The sequence below is a fragment of the Halalkalibacterium ligniniphilum genome (assembly GCF_000334155.1).
Classification (GTDB): domain Bacteria; phylum Bacillota; class Bacilli; order Bacillales; family Bacillaceae_D; genus Halalkalibacterium; species Halalkalibacterium ligniniphilum.
This window is the reverse complement of the sequence record NZ_ANNK01000097.1, coordinates 1-8,032: the sequence shown is the minus strand read 5'-3', so window position 1 is coordinate 8,032 and position 8,032 is coordinate 1. Positions and strand designations below refer to the sequence as shown.

The 8,032-nt window shown below is 42.1% G+C and carries 10 protein-coding genes and 1 pseudogene; 10 read left to right on the top strand and 1 reads right to left on the bottom strand.

Going from position 1 to position 8,032, the window contains the following annotated elements:
* Both BLT_RS0112060 and fni read left to right on the top strand, forming a co-directional pair.
* Nucleotides 1-573, top strand: a 573-nt coding sequence (locus BLT_RS0112060; RefSeq protein ID WP_017728053.1) for a S1 RNA-binding domain-containing protein, incomplete at its 5' end; no start/stop codon positions are given.
* Nucleotides 574-589: 16 nt separating this feature from the next.
* Entirely contained in the window at nt 590-1,639 is a 1,050-nt protein-coding gene (gene fni / locus BLT_RS0112055) for a type 2 isopentenyl-diphosphate Delta-isomerase (RefSeq protein ID WP_017728052.1), read from the top strand.
* 61 nt (nt 1,640-1,700) lie between these two features.
* Here fni and BLT_RS23160 read toward each other — a convergent pair whose 3' ends face one another.
* On the bottom strand, nt 1,701-1,835 hold the full coding sequence (locus BLT_RS23160) for a YpzI family protein (protein ID WP_017728051.1): 135 nt from the start codon (nt 1,833-1,835) through the stop codon (nt 1,701-1,703).
* 115 nt (nt 1,836-1,950) lie between these two features.
* Here BLT_RS23160 and BLT_RS0112045 point away from each other — a divergent pair, with 115 nt between their 5' ends.
* The 8 genes and pseudogenes from BLT_RS0112045 to BLT_RS0112010 form a co-directional block, all read left to right on the top strand.
* A complete protein-coding gene (locus tag BLT_RS0112045) occupies nt 1,951-2,559 on the top strand; it encodes a YphA family membrane protein (RefSeq protein ID WP_017728050.1) in 609 nt (202 codons plus the stop codon).
* Nucleotides 2,560-2,785: 226 nt separating this feature from the next.
* A complete protein-coding gene (der, locus tag BLT_RS0112040) occupies nt 2,786-4,099 on the top strand; it encodes a ribosome biogenesis GTPase Der (protein ID WP_017728049.1) in 1,314 nt (437 codons plus the stop codon).
* A 33-nt stretch (nt 4,100-4,132) separates the two neighbouring features.
* Nucleotides 4,133-4,762: a glycerol-3-phosphate 1-O-acyltransferase PlsY gene (gene plsY, locus BLT_RS0112035; protein WP_017728048.1), complete on the top strand. Its 630-nt coding sequence runs from the start codon at nt 4,133-4,135 to the stop codon at nt 4,760-4,762.
* Nucleotides 4,763-4,795: 33 nt separating this feature from the next.
* Entirely contained in the window at nt 4,796-5,836 is a 1,041-nt protein-coding gene (locus BLT_RS0112030) for an NAD(P)H-dependent glycerol-3-phosphate dehydrogenase (RefSeq protein WP_017728047.1), read from the top strand.
* 145 nt (nt 5,837-5,981) lie between these two features.
* Nucleotides 5,982-6,248, top strand: a complete 267-nt coding sequence (locus BLT_RS0112025) for a stage VI sporulation protein F (protein ID WP_017728046.1) — start codon at nt 5,982-5,984, stop codon at nt 6,246-6,248.
* Between the two features lie 268 nt (nt 6,249-6,516).
* A complete protein-coding gene (locus BLT_RS0112020) occupies nt 6,517-6,720 on the top strand; it encodes a DUF2768 domain-containing protein (RefSeq protein WP_017728045.1) in 204 nt (67 codons plus the stop codon).
* A 31-nt stretch (nt 6,721-6,751) separates the two neighbouring features.
* Nucleotides 6,752-7,495: a hypothetical protein gene (locus BLT_RS0112015; protein WP_017728044.1), complete on the top strand. Its 744-nt coding sequence runs from the start codon at nt 6,752-6,754 to the stop codon at nt 7,493-7,495.
* Nucleotides 7,496-7,743: 248 nt separating this feature from the next.
* Nucleotides 7,744-8,032 (top strand): annotated as a pseudogene (locus BLT_RS0112010) (stage IV sporulation protein A); the annotation flags it as partial.

Below are 8,032 nucleotides of genomic sequence, written 5' to 3'. Positions count from 1 at the left end.
ACGGTTCAGCGCTTAACGGACTTTGGAGCTTTCGTCGATGTCGGTGGTGTAGATGGACTTGTTCATATTTCTCAGCTTGCACATCATCGTGTAGAGAGTGCATCAGATGTTGTGAAAGAAGGTGACACCGTAAAGGTAAAGGTGTTGTCTGTAGATGAAGAAAGTGAACGTGTTTCTTTGTCAATTAAAGATACCTTACCTGGTCCTTGGGAAACAATTGCAGGAAAAATCGAACCAGGACAAATCATTGAAGGAACTGTGAAACGATTGGTTTCATTTGGAGCGTTTGTGGAAGTTGCACCTGGAGTCGAAGGGCTTGTGCATATTTCTCAAATTGCGAACCGTCATATCGGTACACCAGGTGAAGTCCTAAGTGAAGGAGAAAAGGTTGAAGCAAAAGTTCTTGATGTGAACATTGCTGAAAAGCGAATTTCTCTAAGCATTCGTGAGCTCCTTGAAAATGAAGAGAATGATTACGGCTCTTATGAAGCAAATGAATCTTCTGAAGACGAGCATACGGGCTTTTCCTTAGGGGATATGATCGGTGATCAGCTGAAAAAATATAAATCATAATGAATAGGTGATGCGCGTGAGTCGAGCGGCTCGTAAATTAGACCATATTAACCATGCTTTATCAATTGGTCAGCAGCGCTCCCACGGCTTTGATGATATACGTTTTGTTCATAATAGTGTTCCAGAAACACGGGTGGAGGACGTAAATCTTTCGACAAAAATCGGCGAACTTTTGTTAAGTTCGCCGATTTTTATCAATGCCATGACAGGGGGCGGTGGAGAACGAACGGAAGCGATTAACCGTCAACTCTCAGAAATTGCTGCAGATAAAAAGATTGGAATGGCTGTTGGCTCACAAATGGCGGCGATAAAAGAGCCTGAGCAAGAAAAAAGCTATCGTGTCGTTCGTGAAGTAAACCCCCATGGTGTTATTATTGCCAATCTTGGCAGTGAAGCAACCGTAGAACAGGGAAAACGAGCGGTTGAAATGATTGAGGCGAATGCGTTGCAGATTCATCTCAATGTGATACAAGAGCTTGTTATGCCAGAAGGTGATCGGGACTTTACAGGGATGTTAAAGCGAATTGAAAACATCGTGGAAGGATTGCATGTCCCTGTGATTGTAAAGGAAGTTGGATTCGGAATGAGCCGCGAAACAGCAAAAAAACTAGAAGACATCGGTGTGCTGATTGTGGATGTCGGTGGTTTTGGCGGTACCAATTTTTCGAAGATCGAAAACGAACGTCGCTCACGTTCATTGCATTTATTCAATGATTGGGGGATGACGACGACGGCATCAATTGTTGAAGTGTCACAAATGTCTAAAAACCTTTCAGTCATCAGTTCAGGGGGCGTACAAACAGGGAGCGAGGTTGTAAAATCCATTGCGCTTGGGGCATCGGCGGTAGGAATTGCTGGTTATTTTTTGAAAGTGCTTATGGAGCGGGGACAAGCTGCAGTGGCTGATGAGGTAGAGGTAATAACAGAAGAAATTGCTTTTGCGCTGGCTGCTCTTGGTGTTAACTCTGTAGCAAGGCTACATACCATTCCTCTCGTGATTACAGGTGAAACGTATCATTGGTTACAGCAACGAGGGATTAATACACAGTCATTTAGCCAAAGATAAAACGAGACTGACTCTTAGGGCGTTATCCCTTGTTCTGAGTCAACCTCGTTTTTTTTATCATTTAAGGACGTTGGTCATCTCGAGCTTCTTCAGGTGTATCCAGTCTACCTGCGCCTTTATGCCTCAATGATTGATCCCTGTCAGACTCTACTCTTCTTAATTCCTTCAATTTCTTTTCTTGACGGTCTTTACCCATACCTTTTGCCTCCTTATACATTCTTCAGTATTAGCTTACCCAAACTTAACGTCTCTACTGTACATGATTAGGTTTTTGATTTTTCGCCGATACTTCATGATGAGGAGGTCTTGTCATGGAAGGATTTTATTTCTTTTGGTTTGCATGGATTTTTTGGGTCATTCTTACGTTCTTTTTTCCGAAGAAAAAGCTGCGCATGCAAGCAACTGTCGGTATTCTTGGACTAATCATTTTCAGTTCGGTAACCACTGACTTCTTAAGCTTTGAAGTTGGTATTTCGTGTCTGCTGTTACAAGTGTATGGCTATTATCAATTAAGGAACGAACCTTTATACTCTCTGCTGTATTTATGCATCATTACATGGTTACTTTCTGCATCGTATGCAACGTTTCATTTTCTTGAGGTGTTTGACCCAGTGATGCTACTCGTCGAACGAAGCTGGCTGCTTGGTAGCATCATGGCGATCATGCTCCTTATTCTAGGTGCAAAGAAAGAACGAAGGGTTGCCGTTTTATTCTTAGGTCTTGCTCAAGGTGAGTGGTTAACGGGGTTAGGGTTTCGTTATGCCTTTCATGAGCGAGTCATTGGAGGCTTAATGTTTTTAGATGTGCTAGCGATTGCAATTTGTCTTGTATCTATTTGGTATGGGATGGAGTGGCTTGCAAACCGTCTCGCTTTGTTTATTGAGCGTGAGCAAAGCATGAAGCCAAACAAATCAGCCTAGCTATTCAGAGAGACCATCTACAAACAAGAGCGATGTAAATCCCGGATAAAATGGAAACAAGATAATATTACGATTGCGTACCATTGAATATTCTCAACCTGTACTGGGGCTTAGCCCTTTTTCCGCTTCCGAAGGGTCGACAAGCATCAGAACTTCTAGTAAAATAAATGGGCTAGTGATGAACGTGTAAGCGTAAGTTTGTTTTGACAAGAAAGGTTGTGGCGAAATGACAAAGCCAGTTGTAGCGATCGTTGGTCGACCAAATGTAGGAAAGTCGACGATTTTTAATCGAATTGTAGGAGAACGTGTGGCCATTGTTGAAGATATGCCTGGGGTCACTCGTGATCGTATATATAGTAAAGGAGAATGGTTGAACCGGGAGTTTAATGTCATTGATACCGGTGGAATTGAAATTGGTGATGAGCCATTGTTGACGCAAATGCGTGCACAGGCTGAATTGGCGATAAAAGAGGCTGACGTCATCATTTTCATTGTAAATGGACGTGAAGGAATTACGGCAGCGGACCAAGAGGTTGCAAAGCTATTGTTTCGGTCAAAAAAGCCAATTGTTTTAGGGGTAAATAAAATTGATAACCCTGACATGCATGACCAGCTTTATGAATTTTATTCTTTAGGAATTGGAAATCCTATTCCTATTTCAGGTGCACATGGTCTTGGTCTTGGTGATTTACTTGACGAAGTGATTAAGCATTTTAAAGAAGAAGATGAACAAGAGTATGATGAAGAGACGATACGAATCTCTTTAATTGGCCGACCGAATGTTGGAAAATCATCGCTTGTTAATGCGCTATTAGGAGAGGAGCGCGTAATTGTCTCAAATATCCCTGGAACGACACGTGACGCAGTCGATACACCGTTCAGTCGAGACGGACAGGATTATGTATTAATTGATACGGCTGGGATGCGGAAGCGAGGCAAGGTATATGAAAGCACTGAAAAGTATAGTGTTTTACGATCTCTAAAAGCGATTGAACGGTCTGATGTCGTCCTTGTTGTATTAGATGGGGAAGAAGGTATTATTGAACAAGATAAAAAAATTGCTGGCTATGCCCATGAGGCAGGATGCGCAGTTATTATTGTTGTAAATAAATGGGATGCTGTGGAAAAAGATGATAAAACAATGCATCAGTTTGAGCAAAAAATCCGTGATCATTTCCAATTTTTAAGTTATGCACCAATCTTGTTTTTATCAGCAAAAACGAAACAGCGCTTACAGCATGTCCTTCCAACTGTGAAAAAAGTGGATGAAAACCACCAATTACGTGTACCAACCCATGTCTTAAACGATTTAATTATGGATTCTGTCGCGATGAATCCAACGCCTACTGACCATGGAAGGCGTTTAAAAATTAATTACGTAACCCAAGTTGCTGTTGCTCCACCGACATTTGTCTTTTTTGTAAATGATCCAGAGCTGATGCACTTTTCGTATGCTCGTTTCTTAGAGAATCGTTTGCGTGCAACCTTTGAATTTGAAGGGACGCCGATAAAAATTATTGCTAGAAAGAAAAACGACTAGTGTAAGTGGGAGAAAAAAGGGGGGGAGCAGCCAATGCTCATAATGGGAATCGCCTCAATTATTATCGGTTACTTACTCGGTTCCATTAGCTTTAGTTACCTAATCGCAAAAAAAATTAAAAAGGTTGATATTAGACAGCATGGAAGCGGGAATGCAGGGGCAACGAATACACTCCGTGTCCTTGGGGTTGGGCCTGCCATTGCTGTACTTAGCCTCGATATTCTAAAAGGGATTGTAGCTGTCGTGCTCGCCCTAGTTGTTGCTCCAGATGATTTGGGGATTTTTCCTGCTGCAGCCGGGCTTGCAGCGATCGTTGGGCATAACTGGCCGATTTATTATGGGTTTCGCGGCGGTAAAGGTGTGGCCACAACGATTGGGGTGTTAGCGAGCCTTGTGTTTTTAACAGCATTATTTGCTGGGATTATTGCGATTTTAAGTATTATTTTTACTCGTTATGTGTCTCTCGGTTCGCTTTTATTTGTCTTTTTAACACCGATCTTTTCGTTTTTTTTAGCTCCAACCTTTCATTACCCAATCGCTTATCTCTATTTAACAGTCATTGTTTGTGTTTTGTCATTCTGGCGCCATCGGACGAACATTCAACGGCTGCTCTCTAGGACAGAAAGTAAGATTGGTCAAAAAAACAAACCGACAATTTCCTAGTACATAAGTGGATGATAGAAAGGGGCTGATACGATGTCAAATGTTGCGGTCATTGGTGCCGGGAGCTGGGGGACTGCTCTTGCGCTCGTTCTAGCAGACAATGGTCATGATGTCCGTTTATGGGCAAGACGCAAAGAGCTAGTCGATGAGATCAATCAAACCCATACGAATGAAAAATATCTTCCTGGCACAAAGCTGCCTCAAAATATAACTGGATGTTCATCGCTAAAAGATGCGGTGCTTGATTGTGAAACGGTACTTCTCGTCGTTCCAACAAAAGCGATTCGTCCAACCGTTCAACTGTTAAAAGATGCGGTCAAGGAACCGGTGACGATTGTCCACGGAAGCAAAGGAATTGAACCTGGAACACATAAGCGCATATCGGAAATGATTGAGGAAGGCTTTGCAAACACAGAATTACTGAAAAACGTTGTTGTACTTTCAGGTCCGAGTCATGCGGAAGAGGTAAGCTTGCGGCAACCAACCACTGTAACGGTATCTTCAAATTTCCCTTCGGCTTCTGAGAAGGTACAGGACTTGTTTATGAACGCACAATTTCGTGTATACACGAATGAAGATCTCATCGGAGTTGAGATTGGTGGCGCGTTAAAAAATATCATTGCTCTTGTTTGTGGTTTAACAAATGGATTAGGATATGGGGACAACACGAAAGCTGCCATTATGACCCGTGGACTTGCTGAAATTGCCCGCCTTGGGACGAAATTAGGTGCAAACCCTTTAACCTTTGCTGGGTTATCTGGGTTAGGTGATCTGATTGTGACATGTACGAGTGTCCATAGTCGGAACTGGCGTGCAGGTCAGTTACTTGGTCAAGGAAAGACGGTAGAGGAAGTCCTTGAAAGCATGGGGATGGTAGTAGAAGGCATTCGGACAACGAAAGCAGCTCATGAACTAGCTGAAAAGCTTGGCGTTGAAATGCCTATTACAGCAGCGCTTCATTCGGTCCTTTTTGCTAGTAAGAGACCTGAAGAGGCGGCCGAGGAGCTGATGGGGCGTGTCAAAAAGCATGAGGTTGAAAATATCATTTTCAACGGTGAGAACCTACCACTATAGAAAAAAGTAGTAGGTGTGTGAATGGCATAGAATTCTTGTCAATATGTAAGAACTACTGAATAAAAAAGCTAGCTAGGCTAATTATGCACCAACTTTTTTCAAGCGCATACGATATGTTGACACTATCGATGAAGGAGGGCGCTTGATGTCTCAAAAGAAAGATAACTCACTCTTTGATCAAATACAAAAGAAGACAAATATTACCCCTAGCGAACTTTTTAAATTGGCAGATTCAGTTAGTCAGGCAAACTTGCGGGATGAAGCAACGGTTCGCCGTTTAATTGGTCAAGTATCTAAGCTTGCCAATGTTCCTGTTCCAAAAGAAAAAGAAGAACAAATTGTAAAAGCGATATTAAATAATGATATGCCAATGGACTTTGCGTCTCTTGCGAAAATGTTTAACAAAAAATGATGTCTGATAGGCGAATGGTGCAAGCGAAAAACATTGAGTTGCATAGACTATAGCGAACGGACATTATCTAGGGCCGTGCTACTAGAAGGGTTTAGTCAAATTGGGGAAGTGTGCCCCGCTTCTCCAATACCCAATCAGTAACGGAATTGACAAGCTTTCGTCCCAGGTAGAAAAATGGCTATGCTATACTATATGTGTGGTTGCATAGTGAAGTTGGACAAGCATTCAATGATTTTTTGCATTTGGTTGAGTGAAGGAGGTATTGATGATGTCTGATCCATTAATGAATATGTGGATTTCGTTTATTGGTCTATTTCTCATGTTCATTTCAGTCGTTACAGCAATTTTTAGCCGTGAAAAGCTCAAGGGCGTCGTACAAAAGATTGTTCTTACGTTCTCTTTTTTATGCTTGGTCGTATCTGGACTTATTGTTGCATATATTGTCCTTGGTGGCCCAACGGCATCACTTTAAAAATTTTGGAATATGTTAGGTTGGATGTAAGATGAAAAATGTTTTATTGCTCGGGTTGATGACCGCCTTTACAATGCTCCTTTCAGCGTGCTTCCTCCCTGATGAACAGCGAGCTGAAAATCAAGTTCCTTATCCAGACCAGCTTGAAGCGGTGCAGCAAGCAGTAAACCAGTTCCAGGCGGATACAGGTGTTCTACCGATAAAGACGAGAGATGCCAATACAGTTGTGTATCAGCGATACCCTGTGGACTTTAATCAGCTTGTGCCAAGGTATATACAGCAGCCGCCAGGAAACTCCTTCGAGAATGGTGGCGTGTTTCAATATGTGCTCGTGAATGTAGACAAAGCACCGGAAATTAAATTGATTGATTTACGACCATTGGAAGAGATTCAGCGGCTGCAGCAGCGTCTAAATCAATATATGCGTGAACACACGTATGCACCTGTGGATGAAATCTTAGATGTCGGTCTTTTTACTCTTGACTATGAGGCATTGAATTATCGAGAGGCTCCTCTCGTACCAAGTCCTTATCATGATACGTATTTGCCATTACTTCTTACAAATGGTGGGGACATTGTGATTGACTATCGAACGGATTTGAATATATTGCTGCAAGAAAGTGATGTTGAGGTAGAGCCTGGAGAAGATATCCGTGACTTATTAGTAGAGCGTTCTCCATTTGTCCCTGCTTTTTCGATTCCGTATTCGATTAATGAGCAAGGTGAGCCTGTCTATGATATGAGCCTGCCAAATGTTTATGAAAACAATGAATAAGAACGGTATAATGTCCTCTTCCGATCATATACATACAAAAGGAAGGGGGCATTCTTTTTTTACAACCCCTTCTCGGTACACACGTTTGCTGACGTGAGGAGAGATTCGTCAAAGAAATCAAATGCTTTCTTTCCGTTCTTCTCAGTTGCTAAGGTATATTTTGTGGACAACATCATACATATGATAGTGTCCAAGATTAGCAGGAGATTGACGAATCTTATATCTTTACTTGATCGGGAGGGGATCACGTGGAAAAGGTTGATATTTTTAAAGATATTGCTGAACGGACTGGCGGTGACATCTATTTAGGTGTGGTTGGAGCGGTCCGAACAGGAAAATCGACGTTTATCAAAAAATTTATGGAACTTGTCGTATTGCCTAATATTGTAAATGAATCAGAAAAAGCAAGAGCACAAGATGAACTTCCCCAGAGCGCTGCTGGGAAAACAATCATGACAACAGAGCCAAAGTTTGTTCCAAATCAAGCCATTTCAATTCATGTGGATGAAGGGCTAAATGTGAATGTTCGCCTTGTCG